Origin of the sequence: Phreatobacter sp. (genome assembly GCF_016793595.1) — a bacterium.
Classification (GTDB): Bacteria; Pseudomonadota; Alphaproteobacteria; order Rhizobiales; family Phreatobacteraceae; genus Phreatobacter.
Genome location: NZ_JAEULY010000015.1, coordinates 322,305 through 339,296 on the forward strand (window position 1 = coordinate 322,305; position 16,992 = coordinate 339,296).

16 protein-coding genes and 1 tRNA gene are annotated in these 16,992 nt (G+C 68.4%); 12 read left to right on the forward strand and 5 right to left on the reverse strand.

Annotated elements, in window-relative coordinates; genetic code table 11:
• Window positions 1–4: 4 nt before the first annotated feature.
• The 5 genes from JNK84_RS16530 to lepA all read right to left on the reverse strand — a co-directional run bounded on the left by JNK84_RS16530 (window position 5) and on the right by lepA (window position 5,995).
• Window positions 5–1,039: a sulfate/molybdate ABC transporter ATP-binding protein gene (locus JNK84_RS16530; RefSeq protein ID WP_441343265.1), complete on the reverse strand. Its 1,035-nt coding sequence runs from the start codon at window positions 1,037–1,039 to the stop codon at window positions 5–7.
• 16 nt (window positions 1,040–1,055) lie between these two features.
• Entirely contained in the window at window positions 1,056–1,931 is an 876-nt protein-coding gene (cysW, locus tag JNK84_RS16535) for a sulfate ABC transporter permease subunit CysW (protein WP_293425777.1), read from the reverse strand.
• Complete coding sequence (cysT, locus tag JNK84_RS16540) at window positions 1,924–2,787, reverse strand: sulfate ABC transporter permease subunit CysT (RefSeq protein WP_293425778.1); 864 nt, start codon at window positions 2,785–2,787, stop codon at window positions 1,924–1,926. The genes cysW and cysT overlap by 8 nt, the downstream gene beginning before the upstream one ends.
• Window positions 2,784–3,845, reverse strand: coding sequence for a sulfate ABC transporter substrate-binding protein (locus JNK84_RS16545; protein ID WP_293425779.1), 1,062 nt, complete (start codon window positions 3,843–3,845; stop codon window positions 2,784–2,786). The genes cysT and JNK84_RS16545 overlap by 4 nt, the downstream gene beginning before the upstream one ends.
• A 344-nt stretch (window positions 3,846–4,189) precedes the next feature.
• Window positions 4,190–5,995, reverse strand: a complete 1,806-nt coding sequence (gene lepA, locus JNK84_RS16550) for a translation elongation factor 4 (RefSeq protein ID WP_293425780.1) — start codon at window positions 5,993–5,995, stop codon at window positions 4,190–4,192.
• 117 nt (window positions 5,996–6,112) lie between these two features.
• On the opposite strand from lepA, the gene JNK84_RS16555 reads away from it, so the two are divergent.
• From JNK84_RS16555 to JNK84_RS16610, 12 genes are all read left to right on the forward strand, one after another.
• Window positions 6,113–6,676 (forward strand): LysE family translocator, encoded by a 564-nt coding sequence (locus tag JNK84_RS16555; protein ID WP_293425781.1) that lies wholly within the window; start codon window positions 6,113–6,115, stop codon window positions 6,674–6,676.
• Window positions 6,677–6,735: 59 nt separating this feature from the next.
• Window positions 6,736–7,233 (forward strand): universal stress protein, encoded by a 498-nt coding sequence (locus tag JNK84_RS16560; protein WP_293425782.1) that lies wholly within the window; start codon window positions 6,736–6,738, stop codon window positions 7,231–7,233.
• A gap of 121 nt (window positions 7,234–7,354) precedes the next feature.
• Complete coding sequence (locus JNK84_RS16565) at window positions 7,355–7,915, forward strand: NifU family protein (RefSeq protein ID WP_293425783.1); 561 nt, start codon at window positions 7,355–7,357, stop codon at window positions 7,913–7,915.
• 85 nt (window positions 7,916–8,000) lie between these two features.
• On the forward strand, window positions 8,001–8,690 hold the full coding sequence (gene tsaB, locus JNK84_RS16570) for a tRNA (adenosine(37)-N6)-threonylcarbamoyltransferase complex dimerization subunit type 1 TsaB (RefSeq protein WP_293425784.1): 690 nt from the start codon (window positions 8,001–8,003) through the stop codon (window positions 8,688–8,690).
• Window positions 8,687–9,187, forward strand: coding sequence for a ribosomal protein S18-alanine N-acetyltransferase (rimI, locus tag JNK84_RS16575; RefSeq protein WP_293425785.1), 501 nt, complete (start codon window positions 8,687–8,689; stop codon window positions 9,185–9,187). The genes tsaB and rimI overlap by 4 nt, the downstream gene beginning before the upstream one ends.
• A gap of 171 nt (window positions 9,188–9,358) precedes the next feature.
• Window positions 9,359–11,890 (forward strand): sensor histidine kinase, encoded by a 2,532-nt coding sequence (locus tag JNK84_RS16580; RefSeq protein ID WP_293425786.1) that lies wholly within the window; start codon window positions 9,359–9,361, stop codon window positions 11,888–11,890.
• Between the two features lie 270 nt (window positions 11,891–12,160).
• The gene (gene tsaE / locus JNK84_RS16585; RefSeq protein WP_293425787.1) at window positions 12,161–13,669 is read left to right on the forward strand and encodes a tRNA (adenosine(37)-N6)-threonylcarbamoyltransferase complex ATPase subunit type 1 TsaE; all 1,509 of its coding nucleotides are present in this window, start codon (window positions 12,161–12,163) and stop codon (window positions 13,667–13,669) included.
• Between the two features lie 5 nt (window positions 13,670–13,674).
• Window positions 13,675–14,418 carry a nucleotidyltransferase family protein gene (locus JNK84_RS16590; protein WP_293425937.1) on the forward strand — a complete coding sequence of 248 codons (744 nt, stop codon included), beginning with the start codon at window positions 13,675–13,677 and terminating at the stop codon, window positions 14,416–14,418.
• A gap of 86 nt (window positions 14,419–14,504) precedes the next feature.
• Window positions 14,505–14,924: a 30S ribosome-binding factor RbfA gene (gene rbfA / locus JNK84_RS16595; RefSeq protein ID WP_293425788.1), complete on the forward strand. Its 420-nt coding sequence runs from the start codon at window positions 14,505–14,507 to the stop codon at window positions 14,922–14,924.
• The gene (gene truB / locus JNK84_RS16600; protein WP_367272358.1) at window positions 14,921–15,844 is read left to right on the forward strand and encodes a tRNA pseudouridine(55) synthase TruB; all 924 of its coding nucleotides are present in this window, start codon (window positions 14,921–14,923) and stop codon (window positions 15,842–15,844) included. The genes rbfA and truB overlap by 4 nt, the downstream gene beginning before the upstream one ends.
• A gap of 69 nt (window positions 15,845–15,913) precedes the next feature.
• Window positions 15,914–15,998, forward strand: a tRNA-Leu gene (locus tag JNK84_RS16605).
• Window positions 15,999–16,026: 28 nt separating this feature from the next.
• Window positions 16,027–16,989, forward strand: coding sequence for an aldose 1-epimerase family protein (locus JNK84_RS16610; RefSeq protein WP_293425789.1), 963 nt, complete (start codon window positions 16,027–16,029; stop codon window positions 16,987–16,989).
• Window positions 16,990–16,992 lie beyond the last annotated feature (3 nt).

A 16,992-nucleotide genomic window follows, 5' to 3' on the forward strand; every position in this document is an offset into this window, starting at 1 on the left:
CTCCTCAATGCGACGGAAACAGGCGCAGGGTCTTGAGGGAGAAGCCCACCGTATCGCCGCGAGCGATGACGCGGCCGGGCGCAATCTCGGCCTCGACGGGCGGGTGACCATCCGCGACCAGCAGCTCGACGCGACGGACGGCGCCGGCACGACGGACGCCTGCGACGGTCGCCGCAATGCGCGGCCCGGTTGCCGCTTCCAGGTCGATATCGGCGGGCCGAATGAACAGCGCTGCGGGACCGGCCGGTGCGTTCGGTATGGCGGGCGCAAGCGTGACGTCGCCGAGGCGGACCTTGCCGTCCGCGACCAGCACGTCGAGGCGCGAGGGCTCGCCGACGAAGCCGGCAACAAAGGCCGAGGCCGGTCGATCGTAGATCTCGTCGGGCGTGCCGATCTGTTCGATGCGGCCACGGTTCAGCACCGCGACGCGGTCGGCGAGCTCCAGGGCCTCGTCCTGGTCGTGGGTGACGAAGATGGTGGTGTGGCCGGTGCGCTCGTGGATCTCCCGCAGCCAGCGCCGGAGGTCGCGGCGCACCTGCGCGTCGAGCGCGCCGAAGGGCTCGTCCAGCAGCAGCACCTTGGGGTCGACCGCGAGCGCGCGGGCGAGCGCGACGCGTTGGCGCTGGCCGCCGGACAACTGGCCGGGATAGCGCCTCTCCAGTCCCGGCAGCCGGACGAGGTCGAGAAGCTCGGACACGCGCCGGCGGATATCGGCGCGCGAGGGGCGCTGTGCGCGGGGGCGCACGGAAAGGCCGTAGGCGATGTTGTCGGCCACCGTCATGTGCCGGAACAGCGCGTAGTGCTGAAAGACGAAGCCGACATGGCGGCGCTGTACGGCAAGGCGCGTCGCATCCTCGTCGCCGAACAGCACGCGGCCGGACGAGATCGACTCGAGGCCCGCAATCACGCGCAGCAGCGTCGTCTTGCCGGAACCGGACGGTCCGAGCAGCGCCAGCAGTTCGCCACCACGGATATCGAGGTCGATGCCGTCGAGCGCCGCCGTCCCGCCGAAGGCCTTGGTGATGGCCTCGACGTGGATGGCGGCGGGCGCCGCCTCAATGCCGGTGCGCGCCCGCAAGCTCGTCGCCGTATCGCCATTCGAGGAGGGATTTGGCGAGAAGCGTAACGAGGGCGAGGCCGGCGAGAAGCGAAGCGACGGCGAAGGCGCCAACGAAATTGTACTCATTGTAGAGGATCTCCACGTGGAGAGGCATTGTGTTGGTCAGGCCACGGATATGGCCGGAGACGACGGCGACCGCGCCGAACTCGCCCATGGCGCGGGCATTGCAGAGCAGGACGCCGTAGAGCAGCGCCCATTTCACGTTCGGCAGAGTGACGGTCAGGAAAGTGGTCAGGCCGGAGGCACCAAGGGTCAGCGCCGCCTCCTCCTCGGATGTGCCCTGCTCCTGCATCAGCGGGATGAGTTCGCGCGCGACGAAGGGGAAGGTCACGAAGATGGTGGCGAGCACGATGCCCGGCACCGCGAAGATGATCTTGATGTCGTTCGCCTGAAGCCATTCGCCGAACAGGCCGTGCGACCCGAACAGCAGGACGAAGACGAGCCCGGAGACGACCGGAGAGACCGAGAACGGCAGGTCGATCAGCGTGATGACAAGGCTCTTGCCAGGAAATTCGAACTTGGCGATGGCCCATGCGGCAGCGAGGCCGAAGACGAGGTTCGCAGGTACGGCAATGGCCGCCACCAGCAACGTCAACTGCACCGCCGCCAGCGTCGCTTCGTCGTTGAAGGCCTCGACGAAGGCCGGCACGCCCTTGCGCAGCGCCTCGGCGAAGACGGCGGCGAGCGGCAGAAGGATGAACAGCGCGACGAAGCCGACCGCGATCACAGTGAGAGCCCAACGCACCACGGGCTGCTCGGACGCGACCGGTCGCCAGCCCTGCCCCCGGACTGCGTGGAGCGCCTCAGCCATGACCGAGCCTCCGTCGGCTCCAGGCCTGGATCAGGTTGATGGAGAAGAGGGTTGCGAAGGACAGCGCCAGCATGATCGTCGCGATGGCGGTCGCGCCGGCATAGTTGAACTCCTCGAGCTGCACGATGATGAGCAGCGGCGCGATCTCGGAGACGAAGGGCATGTTGCCGGCGATGAAGATCACCGAGCCGTATTCACCGACGGCCCGCGCGAAGGCGAGCGCGAAGCCGGTCAGCACGGCCGGCACCAGCGTCGGCAGGATGACCCGTGCGATGGTCTGGAAGCGACTTGCGCCGAGGGTCGCGGAGGCCTCCTCGATCTCGCGGTCGAGCTCGGCGACGACCGGCTGCACGGTGCGCACGACGAAGGGCAGGCCGATGAAGGTCAGCGCCACGAAAATGCCGAGCGGGGTAAAGGCGACTTTCAGGTCGAACCACGCATCCAGCCACGAGCCGACCCAGCCGTTCGGCGCGTAAAGCGCGGCGAGCGCAATGCCGGCGACCGCCGTCGGCAGCGCGAAGGGCAGGTCGACCATGGCGTCGATCAGCGCGCGGGCGGGAAAGCTGTAGCGCGTCAGGACCCAGGCAATGACGAGGCCGAAGACGGCGTTCAACGCGGCCGCGGCGAAGGACAGGTAGAAGCTGGTTTCCAGCGCCGCGCGCACCCGCGGCTGGGTTGCGATGCCGATGAGACCGCCAAGGCCGAGGCCGCTCGCGCGCCAGACGAGCAGGCTGAGCGGGATGAGCACGATCAGCGACAGGTAGGCCAGCGCGAAGCCGAAAGTGATCCCGAAGCCGGGCAAGGCGCTCGGCTTCGGGATCGCGATCGCGCGGGAGGGTAGCGCGAAAGCGGTCATCGCGTGGCTGCCGAGGGACGATGGATCTGGTCGAAAATGCCGCCGTCGGCGAAGTGCTCGGCCTGCGCCCTGGTCCAGCCGCCGAAGACCTGATCGATGGTCACCAGCCTGATCTGGGGAAAGCGGGCGAGATCGGCGACGTCGGCATGCTGCGGCAGGTTCGGCCGATAGAAATTGTGCGCGATGATGCGCTGCGCCTCGGGCGAATAGAGGAAGTCGAGATAGGCCTGCGCCACCGCCCGCGTGCCGCGCCGGTCGACCACCTGGTCGACGAGGGCCACCGGCGGCTCGGCGAGGATCGACAGCGACGGGAAGACGATCTCGAACTTGTCCTCGCCGAATTCCTTCAGCGCCAGATGCGCCTCGTTTTCCCAGGAGATGAAGACGTCGCCGACATTGCGCTGGGCGAAGGTGGTGAGCGAGCCGCGCGCGCCGGTGTCGAGCACCGAGACGTTGCGGTAGATGGCCTCGACGAAGCGCTTCGCGGCGGCCTGGTCGTTGCTGGTGCGGTCGAGCTCGTAGGCCCAGGCGGCGAGATAGTTCCAGCGCGCGCCGCCGGAGGTCTTCGGATTGGGTGTCACGACGCCGACGCCGGGTCGGGCAAGGTCGGCCCAGTCGCGGACGCCCTTCGGATTGCCCTTGCGGACGATGAAGACGATGGTCGAGGTGTAGGGCGAGGAATTGTTGGGCAGGCGGGTCTGCCAGTTGGCCGGCAGGCGGCGCGAATGCTGGGCGATGGCGTCGATGTCGCCGGCCAGCGCCAGCGTCACGACATCGGCGTCGAGCCCGTCGATGACCGAGCGCGCCTGACGGCCGGAACCGCCGTGCGAGGCCCGGATGGTGACCTGCTGACCGGCCGTCTCGCGCCAGTGGCGGGTGAAGGCCTCGTTGATGGCCCGGTAGAGCTCGCGTGTCGGATCATAGGAGACGTTGACCAGATTGACCGGCGGGGGCGCCGTCTGGCCACGGGCATAGATCGTGGTGCCGAGCACCAGCCCGAAGGCCAGCAGGACGCCGGCGGCATCGCGCAGGCGGGACGGAACGGACGGGCTCGACATGTCGGTCTTCCTCGATGCGGCCGCGCCGGAAAGCGCCAACCTGAGATCGGAGGAAGTCCGAAAACATACGACTATTCAATATGTTCCGGGAAATAAGACCAAACCCGTCGAATCCACGGATGAAAGGGGAAGGGTCTTGTCGTCTGGACGCGCTGTCAGGAGGACAGGCTTCTCCCCCGAGCCGGAGCAGCCGGTGGGTCCATGGACCCGATCTGGCAAAACAGCCAGCCTTGAGGAGAGCGTCCTTCTCCGCAGCGGGGCGGTCGTCCGTGAAAGGAGAAGATATTTCTCCTTTCACGCAGACGCCGCATGCGACCCGGCGGACCGGGCGCTCCGCGCCTGCGTCAGGCGTCCATCTTGAGTGCGGCGATGAAGGCTTCCTGCGGAATATCGACCTTGCCGAACTGGCGCATCTTCTTCTTGCCCTCCTTCTGCTTGTCGAGAAGCTTGCGCTTGCGGGAGATGTCGCCGCCATAGCACTTGGCGGTGACGTCCTTGCGCAGGGCCGAGATGGTTTCGCGGGCAATGACCTTGGCGCCGATCGACGCCTGGATCGGAATCTTGAACAGGTGCTGCGGGATCAGGTCCTTCAGCTTCTCGCACATGGCGCGGCCGCGGCTCTCGGCGCGGTTGCGATGGACCAGCATGGAGAGCGCGTCCACCGGCTCGCCGTTGACGAGAATCGACATCTTCACGAGATCGCCCTCGCGATAGTCGGTGATCTGGTAGTCGAAGGAGGCATAGCCCTTCGAGATCGACTTCAGCCGGTCGTAGAAATCGAAAACCACCTCGTTCAGCGGCAGATCGTAGGTGACCATGGCGCGCGAGCCGACATAGGTCAGGTCCACCTGGATGCCCCGGCGATCCTGACAGAGCTTCAAGACCGAGCCGAGATAGTCGTCCGGCGTCATGATCTTGGCGCGAATCCACGGCTCCGAGATGATCTCGATCTTCATCGGATCCGGCATGTCGGCGGGATTGTGCAGTTCCAGCAACGAGCCGTCGCGCAGCAGGATCTGGTAGACGACCGAGGGCGCGGTTGCGATCAGATCGAGATTGAACTCGCGCTCCAGCCGCTCCTGGATGATCTCGAGGTGCAGAAGCCCGAGGAAGCCGCAGCGGAAGCCGAAGCCGAGGGCGGCGGAGCTCTCCATCTCGAAGGAGAAGCTGGCATCGTTGAGACGCAGCCGGCCCATGGCGGCGCGCAGATCCTCGAAATCGGCGGCATCCTGCGGAAAGAGGCCACAGAAGACCACCGGCTGCGCCGGCTTGAAGCCCGGCAGCGCCTGCGCCGTCGGCTTCTTCTCGTCGGTGATGGTGTCGCCGACGCGGGTATCCGCGACTTCCTTGATCGACGCGGTGATGAAGCCGACCTCGCCGGGACCGAGATCCGGCACATCCTTCAGCTTCGGCGTGAAAACGCCGATCTTGTCGATGTCGTAGACCGCGTCCGTGCCCATCATCTTGATGCGCTGGCCCTTCTTCATCGAGCCGTCGATGACGCGGACCAGCACGATCACGCCGAGATAGGCGTCGTACCAGCTATCGACCAGCATGGCCTTGAGCGGCGCCGAGCGGTCGCCCTTCGGGGCCGGCAGGCGCTTCACGATGGCTTCCAGCACGGCCGGAATGTTGAGGCCGGTCTTGGCCGAGACCTCGACCGCGTCCGAGGCGTCGAGACCGATCACGTCCTCGATCTGCTGCTTGACGCGTTCCGGCTCGGCCGCCGGCAGGTCGATCTTGTTCAGCACCGGCACGATCTCGTGGCCGGCATCGAGCGCCTGATAGACGTTGGCGAGGGTCTGGGCCTCGACGCCCTGGCTGGCGTCGACGACGAGGATCGAGCCCTCGCAGGCTGCGAGAGAGCGCGACACCTCATAGGCGAAGTCGACGTGACCGGGCGTGTCCATGAGATTCAGGACATAGGTCTTGCCATCCTCGGCCTTGTATTCGAGGCGCACGGTCTGCGCCTTGATGGTGATGCCGCGCTCCTTCTCGATGTCCATGTTGTCGAGGACCTGCTCGGTCATCTCGCGCTCGGACAGGCCGCCGGTCACCTGGATGAGGCGGTCGGCGAGCGTCGATTTGCCGTGGTCGATATGCGCGACAATCGAGAAGTTGCGGATCAGGTCGAGAGGCGTGTCGGTCATGGGCCGCACATAGCAGCAGCAGCCCCCGTTTGGAAGGATGTGCTGGGCTTTCGGGGGGCGGAACGGCGGCTGAGCGAGATCAAGGCGGGCCGGCGTCCACTGGACGAAGGTCGCGCCATGACCGATCCCATGCTCTTCGCCCTCGCCGTCCTCGCCCTGCTCGGCACGCCCGGACCGACCAACACGTTGCTGGCGACCTCCGGGGCACTGGTCGGCGCAATGCGCTCGTTGCCGCTGATCGGCGCGGAGATCGCGGGATATCTGCTTGCGATCCTCACAATACACGTCGTTCTCGCTCCGACGATCGCCGCTTATCCGGCATTCGGTCAGGTCCTGCGCCTTGTGGCGGGGCTCTACCTCGTCCTCGTCGCCATCGCCTTGTGGCGGCGGCCGGTGCTCGCCGATGCCGAAGCCCAGGGCATCGGCCCGGCGCGCGTCTTCGTGACGACGCTGCTCAATCCGAAGGCGGCGATCTTCGCTCTCGTCGTCCTGCCCTTGTCCGAGGCGGACGCCCTGGCCTACCTCCTCGCCTTCTCGGGCCTCGTTGTCGTGGTTGCGACCGCATGGATATTGGTCGGGGCCGGCATCGGCAGGCTGGCGGCAGGCAGGGCGCAGCACGGGATTTCGCGCGTCGCCGCCGTGGTGCTGGCCTGTTTCGCCGGGCTCATCGTCGCCGGCTAGCTTGCGCGGCCTGCCCGGTGGGTGCGACATTGTGGCCTTGCGGTCGATGAGAGGCCCCGATGCCCCGCAAGCGCGAAGCCTACCAGAGCGGACACAACCCCAAATTCATGGTGGTGGTGGACGAGAGCCCCGAATGCGACCGCGCCGTCGTCTTCGCCGCCCGCCGTGCCTCGCGCACCGGCCACGGGCTGCTGATGCTGGCGGTGATCGAACCGAGCGTCGGCGACGGACAGGCGCTGTTCGGGGTCGCGGACGTCATGCGCGCGGAGGCGCACGCGGAGGCGCGCGCGAAGCTCGACGCCGCCGCCGACCGGACCATGAAGCTCGTCGGCGTCGAGCCCGAACTGGTGGTGCGCGAGGGTGTGCTGGCCGACGCGATCCTGGCGCAGATCGAGGATGATCCGGACGTCGCGATCCTTATTCTCGCCGCCGGCACCGGCAAGGACGGGCCGGGACCGCTGGTCTCGAGCCTCGCCCGGTCCGCCGGTTCCTACCCGATTCCGGTCGCGATCGTGCCGGGACACCTCTCCGACGACGACATCGCGGCGCTGGCCTGATCGTCGCCCCCTGAATCCGGTTGACGGCGCGCCCCGCCCTCGCCACATGTTTCGTGGAATGGTTCGATTGAATCATTCCAAACCGGCCCCGGCCTTGAACCGGGCGTTCGAGGAGCCAGCCATGTTCATCCAGACCGAAGCCACGCCGAATCCGGCGACCCTGAAGTTTCTGCCCGGCCGCGTCGTTCTTGACGAGGGCACCCTGCACATGCCGACGCCCGAGGCCGCAAAGCAGTCGCCGCTGGCCGAGAAGCTGTTCGCCATCGACGGCGTCGCTGGCGTGTTCTTCGGCAACGACTTCATCACCGTGACCAAGGGCTCGGCCGAGTGGCCGCACCTGAAGCCGGCGATCCTCGGCGCGATCATGGAGCATTACATGTCCGGCCAGCCGCTGGTGCGCGGCGAGGCGAGCCTCGTGCCGGACGGCAACGAGGAGTTCTTCGATCCCGCCGACGCCGAGACCGTCGATACGATCAAGGAACTGCTGGAGACGCGCGTGCGCCCGGCGGTTGCGGCCGACGGCGGCGACATCACCTTCCGCGGCTTCAAGGACGGCATCGTCTATCTCGCCATGCAGGGTTCCTGCGCGGGCTGCCCGTCCTCGACCGCGACGCTCAAGCACGGCATTCAGAACCTGATGCGGCATTTCCTGCCGGACGTGCGCGAGGTCCAGTCCGTCTGACGGACCGGACCGTCCGTCGGCCATCGCCGCCACGGCGCCGTTCGACACCCTTCCGGCAGCGCGCCAGAGGGTGTAGCACCCTGTCATGCTCGTTCTTGCACTCGACACGGCGCTCGGCGCCTGTTCGGCCGCCATCCTCGACACCGGCTCCGGCCGCGTGCTCGCGCGGCGCTCCGAGCCGATGGAGCGCGGCCATGCCGAGCGGCTCGTGCCGCTCGCCGCCGAAGTGTGCGGCGAGGCCGGCATCGGCGCGGGCGACTGCCGGCGCTTCGTCGCGACCGTCGGCCCTGGCAGCTTCACGGGCCTGCGCGTCGCCATCGCCGCGGCGCGCGGCATGGCTCTGGCGGCCGGCGGCGACGCGGTGGGCATTCCGACGCTTGCCGCCCTTTCCGAACCCCATCTTGCCACCGCCGAACCCGTCGCGGTCCTCGCCGCCATCGATGCCCGGCACGATCATGTCTATGCGTCGCTGACCGGCCATGACCGGATGCTCGCCGTGCCGCCGCGATATATGCCGGTGGCCGAGGCCGCCGGACTTGCTGCCGCCGCGCCCGTGGCCCTGGTGGGACCCGGCGCGGATGCCGTGCTCGGCGCCTGGCCGGTCGGCGCCTCGCCGCCGGTGATCCTCGACGAGGCGGCCTATCCCGACATCGCCGTCGTCGCGCGGCTCGGCGCTGCCGCAGATCCCGCAACCTCGCCCTGCCGGCCGCTCTATCTCAAGGCCGTCGACGCCAAGCCGCAGGCGTCCGCGCCGCTGTTCGGGAGGGCGCGGTGAGCCCCTTTCTCGACCTCTGGTCCTGGTGGCCGCAGACGAGCCTCGTCATTGCCCGGGCCGAGACCGCCGATGCCGAGGACCTCGCCACCATCCACGCCGACGCTTTCCATCGCGGCTGGCCCGCTGACGACTTCGTCGCCATGCTGGGCGAGAGCGCCGTACTGGCCCATGTCATCCGCCGCCGTGCCGGCGCGCCGGCAGCCGGCTTCGTGCTGAGCCGCCTCGCCGCCGACGAGGCCGAGATTCTCACTGTCGCCGTCGATCCGCGCCTGCGCGGACGCGGGCTGGCCGGCCGCCTGCTCGACGAGCACGTCAAGGACCTGATGCGCGCGGGCATCCGCAACCTGTTCCTGGAGGTCGAATCGGAGAACGCTCCGGCGCTGAAACTCTATGCACGGCGGGGCTTTGCGACGATCGGCAGACGCAAAGGCTACTACAAGTCAGCAAGCGGCGCGGCGGATGCGATTACCATGCGGCGCGAGCTGCCGCCGCTCTGACCGTGTTGCCCGGATTCCGCGCCTTGCAATTTCGTCGCAACGTTCCCGTTTCGGACTCTTAAACCGCGAGTCGCCGAGAGGGTAGATTGGCAGTGATTCGCGGCGCGGGGCGGCGTTGCTGCGATGCCGCTGAAGCGGGGATGATGCGGGCCGCGTGGTGAAGGATCAGCGATGCCGGGCCTGGATCAGGTCGACGATGCATCCGGCGGCGGGCAACGCGCCGCACGCGCGCTGTTCCAGCGCCCGATCCGTCTTGCGGCTGCCGCGACCGCCTTGCTCCTGTCATCCACCGCGCTCGTCTCGGCCGAAGAGTCCGGGATCGACGTCTTCCATGCCTTCTCCGCAATCCGCGCACACGAATGGGCGGCGTTCGGACTCAATGTCGGTGTCGTCGTGTTCGGCGTCATCACCGGCATCGCGCTGCTGCGCAGCCGCACCAAGGCATCGCAGGACCAGGTGCGCACACGCGAGGAAATCAACGCGCTGAAGCTCGCCCTGGACAGGACGAACGCGCTGCTGACCCTCGATCCGCACATTGTCGTCGTCTGGGGCGGCGACAAGGACGAGCCCGAGATCGTCGGCGACGTGTCGCTGGTCACCGAGCTGCCGGCCGCCCGCCGGGCGCTGGCCTTCGGTGCCTGGCTGCCGGCGGAACGCGCGGCGGAACTCGAGCGCGCCGTGGAGGCGCTGCGCCGCGGCGGCACGCCGTTCCGGGCGGATCTTGTGACGCTCGCCGGACGGCCCATCGAGGCCGAGGGGCGCGCCATCGGCGGGCGCGCCGTGCTGCGCCTGCGCCTCGTCTCGGGCGTGCGCGAGGAGCTGATCCAGCTCGCCGCCCGCCACGAGGCGCTGAGCCGCGAGACGCAGACGATCCGCTCCTTCCTCGGCTCCATCCCGGTTCCGGTCTGGCTGCGCGACGCCGACGGCCGGATCGCCTGGGTCAACGATGCCTATGCGACGGCGACCGACGCGGAGACGGGCGCTGCAGCGGTGGCGGCCGGCGCGGAACTGCTTGAGACGGGCGACCGCACCGAAGCGGCTCGCCAGCGCGGCGCCGGCGAGCCCTTCGCGCGGCGCGTCGCGGCCATCGCCGCCGGCCAGCGGCGCGTCTTCGACGTGATCGAGCGGCCCGCAGCGGGCGGGGCGGCCGGGATGGCCATCGACGTGACCGAGCTGGAGACCGTGCGTTCCGAGCTTTCCGTCGAGATGGAGACGCACAAGCGCACGCTCGACCAGCTCGCCACCGCCGTCGCCATCTTCGATTCGGCCAAGCGGCTGGTCTTCCACAACGAGGCGTTCCGCCAGCTCTGGGACCTGCCGCCGGCCTTCCTGCATCAGGGCCCGACCGACGGCGATATTCTCGATCGCCTGCGCGAGCGTGGCCAGCTGCCCGAGCAGTCGAACTACCGCGAGTGGAAGAAGGGCCTGCACACGGTCTACGAAGCCGTGGATACCGAGCCGCGCCTCCACGAATGGTCGCTGCCGAGCGGGCGCTTCCTGCGGGTCGTGCAGAATCCGGACCCGGCAGGCGGCGTCACCTATGTCTTCGACGACCTGACCCAACGCCTGCAGCTGGAGACGCAGGTGGCCGCGCTCGGGCGCGTCCAGCGCGAGACCATCGACCATCTCGACGAGGCGGTGGCGGTGTTCGGTTCGGACGGGCGGCTGTCGCTCTCAAACCGCGCGTTCGCCGCGCTATGGGATTTCGCGGACGATGTGCTGGCGGAAAAGCCGCGGATCGACCAGATCGCCAGTCTCTGCCTGCCCTATGTCAGGGACGGCGGGGTGTGGACCGAGATCCGCTCCGCGGTGACGGCGCTCGCCTATGAGCGGCGCCAGCATTCCTTCCGCATCGAGCGCACCGACGGCTCGGTTCTCGACACGGTCACGGCACCGCTGCCTGGCGGGGCGACGCTGGTAACGTTCCGCAATGTCACCAACATGGTCATGGTCGAACGGGCTCTGACCGAGCGGAACGAGGCGCTGGAGGCGGCTGCCAAGATCCGCAACGACTTCGTCCACCACGTCTCATACCAGCTGCGCACGCCGCTCACGACGATCATCGGCTTCGCGCAGGTGCTGGACGACCCGGCCATCGGGCCGCTGAACGAACGGCAGCGCGAATATCTCGGCTATATCGGCGCCTCCTCCGCCTCGCTGCTGTCGATCATCAACGATGTGCTCGACCTCGCCACCATCGATGCCGGAGTGATGCAGCTCGAACTGTCCGACGTCGATATCCGCGCGGCCATGCAGGCCGCCGTCGATGCGGTGAAGGACCGGCTGGCGGAGAACCAGAACCGCATCGAGATGCGGGTCGCGCGCGACATCGGCTCGTTCAAGGCGGATGCCCAGCGTGTCAGGCAGGTGCTGTTCAACCTCCTGTCGAACGCCATCGGCTTCTCGGGGCGCGGCGGACTGATCGTGCTCGACGCGGAGCGTGAGGGCGACACCATCGTCTTCAAGGTCCGCGACCAGGGCACCGGCATCGCACCTGACATGATGGGGCGGATGTTCGAGCGGTTCGAGACGCTCACCACCGGCACGCGCCATCGCGGCGCCGGGCTCGGCCTTTCCATCGTCCAGAGCTTCGTGCAGCTCCACAAGGGCCGGATCGAGGTCGATTCCGCACCGGGCCGCGGAACCCAGGTCAAGGTGACCTTCCCCGCCGATCTCGGCGACTATTCCAAGGCCGCCGAATAGCCAGCGGGCGCCGTGCGAACCGCCTGATCGGCGGTGTGGCGGGACATTGGACGGCGCTTCGATTGCCTTCCAGCCGCCGCGCGCGGGCCGCAAATATGCTCAGGCACACGCTTCATTAACGATAAACGCAGTTCACTGTGCGCCGAGATCGTTCGCGATCGCTTGCCGTCCCGATCGCCGCCGAGTTCAAGCGCCATGCCCGCTGCGTCCGTCGCCTACGCGTCCCCCGCCCGAGATTTCCCGCCAGCGTTTCCCCCGCCCGAAGCGTCGATGACAGAACCCTTCCGCCTCGCCCTGACCCTCGCCAACGAGGCGGAGACGCGCCGTCTCGCCATGGATCTCGCCATGGCGGCGCAGGCCAACGACATCATGACGCTGGAAGGCGACCTCGGGACAGGCAAGTCGACGCTGGCGCGCGCGCTTATCCGCGCCATCGCCGAGGACGACAAGCTCGACGTGCCGAGCCCGACCTTCGCGCTGGTCCAGCCCTACGACCTCAAACGCCTGCCGGTGGTCCACGCCGATCTCTACCGGGTCGCCTCGGCCGACGAGATCGCCGAGCTCGGCTGGGACGAGGTGTCGGACAACGCGCTGCTGCTCGTCGAATGGCCCGACCGGCTCGGCGGCGCGCTGTCCGGCGACCGGCTGGAGATCACCCTGTCGCTCGCCCCCGGCAACGGGCCGAACGCCCGCCGCGCCGAGCTGATCGGCCATGGAGCCTGGGCGGCGCGTCTCGCCCGCATGGCGGCGCTGCGCACGTTCCTCGACAATGCCGGCTGGGGCGGGTCGCTCCGCCGCCACCTCCAGGGCGACGCCTCCACCCGCAGCTACGAGCGGCTGCTCGACGGCCAGCGTCGCGCCGTTCTGATGAACGCGCCGCGCAGGCCGGACGGCCCGCCGGTGAGAAACGGCCTGCCCTACAGCCGCATCGCCCATCTCGCCGAGGACATGGTGCCCTTCGTGGCCATGGCCGAGGGCCTGCGCGATGCCGGCCTGTCGCCGCCGGAGATCGAGGCCATCGACCTCGAACAGGGTTTTCTGATCATCGAGGACCTCGGCAGCGACGGCGTGTTGAAGGACGGCGCGCCGGTGGCGGAGCGCTATCTGGCGGCCGTCGACGTGCTGGCGGCGATCCATGCGCGCCCGCGCCCGGCGACGCTCTCGACGCCGAAGGGGCCCTATGCGCTGCCCGCCTACGACCGCGAGGCGCTCGGCATCGAGGTGGAGCTGCTGCTCGACTGGTATCTGCCGATGAAGGATGTCCGCATCCCGGCGAGCGAGAAATACGTCTTCCTCCAGCGCTGGACGGACCTGTTCAAGGAGGTCGAGGCGGCGCCCAAGACCTGGGTCCTGCGCGATTTCCATTCGCCGAACCTGATCTGGCTCGCCGGGCGCGACGGCGCCGAGAAGGTCGGCCTGATCGACTTCCAGGACGCTGTCATGGGGCCCGCGGCCTATGACGTCGCCTCGCTGGCGCAGGATGCCCGTGTCACTGTCTCCGAAGAGCTGGAGCTGCAGATCCTCTCCCGCTACGCCAGCGCCCGGAAGGCTGCCGACCCGTCCTTCGACATGGCCGCCTTCGCGCGGCTCTACGCCATCATGGGCGCGCAGCGGGCGACCAAGATCCTCGGCATCTTCGCGCGGCTCGACCGGCGCGACGGCAAGCCGCAATATCTGGCTCACCTGCCGCGCATCTGGGCCTATCTCCAACGCTGCCTCGCCCACCCGGCCCTTCATCAGGTGAAGCGCTGGGTCGATGACCGGGTGCCGTCGCCTTGACGCAGATGCCCGCCCGTCCGATCGACACCGCCATGGTGCTGGCGGCCGGCCTCGGCACGCGGATGCGGCCGATCACCGACCGCATCCCGAAGCCGCTGGTGGAGGTCGCGGGCAGGACGCTGCTCGACCATGTGCTGGACCCGCTGGCGGAAGCCGGCGTGACGACGGCGGTGGTCAATGTCCACCACCTCGCCGACCAGATCGTGGCCGCGGTGCGGACCCGCGAGACCCCGCGGATCATTGTCTCCGACGAGCGGGGCGAGCTGCTCGATTCCGGCGGCGGCGTCGCCAAGGCGCTCGACCATCTCGGCGAGACCTTCGTTATCCGCAATGCTGACAGCTTCTGGCTCGATCGCGGCCCCTCGAACATCGCCCGGCTGATCGCCGCCTTCGATCCTGCGCGCATGGACACGCTGCTGCTGCTGGCGGCGCTGCCCGACGCCGGCGCGCTCGATGGCAATGACAGCGTCGGCTTCGACGGCCCCGGCGACTTCTTCATGGATCGCGAGGGGCGGCTCGAGCGGCGCGGCGCCCGTGTCGCCGCTCCCTATGCCTATGCCGGCGCGGCGGTCATGCGCGCGGTGGATTTCGCCGGACGCGCGGCAGGCGAGACCTTCTCGCTCAACACGCTCTGGAACGCGTCGCTGGCCGAGGGCAGGCTCCACGGCCTCGTGCTCAACGGGCTGTGGCTGCACGTCGGCACGCCCGAGGCCATCAAAGAGGCGGAGGCGGCGATTCGCGCCGGCTGACCCTTCCCTTTCGCACCTTCCGGGTGTATTTCCCCGCCTCCTTTTCGCTTCCACCCGGTCCGATCCCGGGCGAAGGACACAAGACCATGGTCAAACGTTTCGACACGGGCTCCGGCCCGTCCCAAAGGCAGTTGCGCGTCGGCGAACTGATGCGCCATGCGCTGGCCGAAGTGCTCCAGCGCGGCGAAATCCATGATCCGGTGCTGGAGACGCATATCGTCACCGTGCCGGAGGTGCGGATGTCGCCGGACCTGAAGATCGCCACCTGTTTCGTCATGCCGCTCGGCGGCGGCGACCAGCAGGCGGTGATCCAGGCGCTGGCCCGCAACAAGCGCTACCTGCGCGGCGAGCTTGCTCATCGCAACAACCTGAAATACGCGCCCGACCTGCGGTTCCGTATCGACGGCTCGTTCGACGAGGGCTCGCGCATCGACCGTCTCATCGACAGCGACGAGGTCCAGCGCGACGTGAAGAAGGCCGATCAGGACAAAGGCGATCTGGAATGAACCAGCCCCGCTCCAAGAAGATCGACGTCCACGGCTGGATCGTTCTCGACAAGGATTTCGATCAGACCTCGACCCAGGCGGTATCGCAGGTTCGTCGCCTGTTCAACGCCAAGAAGGGTGGCCATGCCGGCACGCTCGACCCGCGCGCGACCGGAATCCTCCCCATCGCGCTCGGCGAGGCGACCAAGACGGTTCCCTTCGTCATGGACGGCCGCAAGACCTACCGGTTCACGGTCGCCTGGGGCGCTGAAACCGCGACGGACGACACCGAGGGCGAGGTGACGGCGCGCTCCGAGATTCGCCCCGCCCGCGCCGACGTGGAGGCCCTGCTGCCGCGCTATACCGGCGAGATCATGCAGGTGCCGCCGAAATTCTCTGCCATCAAGGTGGACGGCGAGCGCGCCTACGATCTTGCCCGCGACGGCGAGGAGGTGACGCTGGAGGCTCGCCCGATCACCGTCGAGACGCTGTCTCTGATCGCCTTCTCGGAGACGGAGGCCGAGTTCGAGGCCGAGTGCGGCAAGGGCACGTATGTGCGGGCGATTGCCCGCGATATCGGCCGCGACCTGAAATGCCTCGGCCATGTCACGGCACTCCGGCGCACCCGCGTCGGCCCGTTCGGCGAGGACGACACGGTGACGCTCGCCGAGCTGCGCGAGCTCGCCGATGGCAAGATCACCGGACAATCGCTGGAGGATGCGCTGCTGCCCGTCGAGGCGGCGCTCGCCGAGGTGCCCGAGGTCAAGGTGACCCGCGACATCGCGGCGCGCCTCGTGCGCGGCCAGAGCGCCATCCTGCGCGGCCGCGACGCGCCGATCGACGGACCCGCCTGGGCTTCGGCGGGCGGCGATCCCATCGCGCTCTGCGAGGTGGAGCGCGGCGAACTGGTGCCGAAACGGGTCTTCGTGTTCGCGGCATGACGAAGAGCGGGTGAACTGCGCGCGGGTGCGTTGACGCACCGGTTTTCACTCGCTATGACACGCGCCTTCGCCCAGATGGCGGAATTGGTAGACGCACTGCTTTCAGGTAGCAGCGCCGCGAGGCGTGGAGGTTCGAGTCCTCTTCTGGGCACCAATTTCAAGCGCCCGCATCGGTTCTTCCGATGCGGGCGTTTTCATTTCGGGCACACCCCTCCCGACGCGTCGGCGCAACGCTGCGCCCTGATGGGCGGCCGGGCTATCCTCCGGTCATGATTGAACTCGAATCAGGCGATTACAGCGCCGCCGTCTCGCCGTTCGGCGCCGAGCTCCGCAGCTGGCGCGCGGGCGGGCACGAACTGCTCTGGCAGGGCGACCCCGGCTGGTGGGCTCAGTCGGCGCCGGTGCTGTTCCCGATCGTCGGCTGGGCACGCGACGGACTTGTGCGGATCGACGGTATCGCCCGACCGATGGGCGTTCACGGATTTGCCGCGCAAGGCGCCTTCGCGATCGACACCGTGGCGCGGGACCACGTCCGCCTGACATTGCGCGAGACCGGGGCCAGCCTTGCCGCCTACCCGTTCCCTTTCAGACTGACGCTGGAATACCGGCTGGCACACGAGAGCCTTGCCGCCACGGTGGAGGTGGAGAACACGGGCGCGCGAACGATGCCCTTTGCCGTCGGCCTGCATCCCGGCTTCAACTGGCCCCTCGCCGGCGGGCAGCGCGAGAGCCATGCGACTGTGTTCGAAGCGGCCGAAGCCTCCGACGTGCCCGTGATTGCGCCCGGCGGCCTGTTCAGCTCCGCCAGACGACCCGTCCCGCTCGTCGATCGCAGATTGCCGCTGAACGACAAGACCTTCGCGGCCGAGGCGCTGTGCTTCCTGAACGCCCGCAGCCGTTCCGTTCGCTACGAGGCCGGCCCGCGTGATCCGGCGGTCACCCTCGCCGCGACCGGTTTCCCGCATTGGGCGATCTGGTCGAAGCCGGGCGCGCCCTTCGTCTCCATCGAGGCCTGGACCGGACACGGCGACCCGGAGGGCTTCGAGGGCGAACTCAAGGACAAGCCGTCGATGCGGCTGCTGGCCTCCGGCGCGAGCGACCGTTGTTCGCTCGTCATGTCGTACTCTGCCAACCGCGAACCATAGCGA